This is a genomic window from Oleiphilus sp. HI0117 (assembly GCF_001635235.1).
In genome coordinates this window covers 1-893 of sequence record NZ_LWGA01001360.1, presented here as the reverse complement: position 1 = coordinate 893, position 893 = coordinate 1, and the positions used below count along the sequence as shown (strand labels likewise).

Sequence of the window (893 nt, the reverse complement as noted above, 5' to 3'; positions counted from 1 at the left end):
CCGAGTCGCCCTTAGCTCTCGACGACTCGCATTTGTGTGTTTCAAGGTCTACAGTTAGGTTTTACTTAATTAAGGACTTAGCTGAAACAATGTGCCAATCTGTATTGAGTTTCTGGTTTGAAGAAATCGAACCTTCGAGCTGGTTTGTTAAGGACTCTGATTTCGACGCCCTGATTCAAGGGCGTTTTGCTTCCTTGCACCGCCAAGCGAATGCGGGGGAACTCTACACTTGGCGTTCAAGCCCCGAAGGCCGGTTGGCTGAGATTATCGTTCTAGATCAATTCTCTCGAAATATGTATCGAGATACGCCGGCTGCTTTCGCTTCTGATACACTTGCTTTGGTGCTGGCTCAGGAAGCGATCGCTTGTCGTGCAGATTTAGCACTTGAACCCACTGAGCGAAGTTTTCTGTATATGCCTTTCATGCATAGTGAATCAAGAGCGATTCATGAAGTTGCGTTGTCGCTTTATTCTCAAAAGGGTTTGGAGCGCAATCTTGAATTTGAAAAGCGCCATAAGGAAATTATTGATCGTTTTGGTCGCTACCCTCATCGTAATCAGATACTTGGAAGAGAGTCGAGTCAGCCAGAGTTAGCGTTTCTGGAGCAGCCAGGCTCGTCTTTCTGATTAAGTGCTTTTTGGCATCCCTCTGAATTCAGAAAACGCCTGTAAGAAACTAAGGCTATCACTTGGACTTAAAGCATACGGTTGAAATGAACGATCAGGGTTGAACTTTGCGAGTATTTTCTCGTGACTCCCGACTTGAAGAACGGCTCCCATTGCCCACTCGGGAAAAGAGCGGCTAGTCGTTTCGTTATAAACGATAAGCTTTAAGGCCTTGTGGCGATAGTCTGTTTTGATATGTTGAAATAGCGCTTATCTGAGCATAGAAAA

General features: G+C 45.4%; 2 protein-coding genes. One reads left to right on the top strand and one right to left on the bottom strand.

From position 1 onward, the window contains the following. Positions 1-89: 89 nt before the first annotated feature. A complete protein-coding gene (locus A3757_RS23355; RefSeq protein ID WP_068516141.1) occupies positions 90-626 on the top strand; it encodes a DUF924 family protein in 537 nt (178 codons plus the stop codon). Here the strand turns inward: A3757_RS23355 and A3757_RS28210 are convergent, their stop codons facing one another. Beyond that, the gene (locus tag A3757_RS28210; RefSeq protein ID WP_156490135.1) at positions 627-860 is read right to left on the bottom strand and encodes a hypothetical protein; all 234 of its coding nucleotides are present in this window, start codon (positions 858-860) and stop codon (positions 627-629) included. It abuts the gene before it with no gap. Positions 861-893 lie beyond the last annotated feature (33 nt).

Coding starts and splice junctions, on each gene's coding strand:
- A3757_RS23355 (WP_068516141.1), top strand. CDS start 90: ATGTGCCAATCTGTATTGAGTTTCTGGTTTGAAGAAATCGAACCTTCG.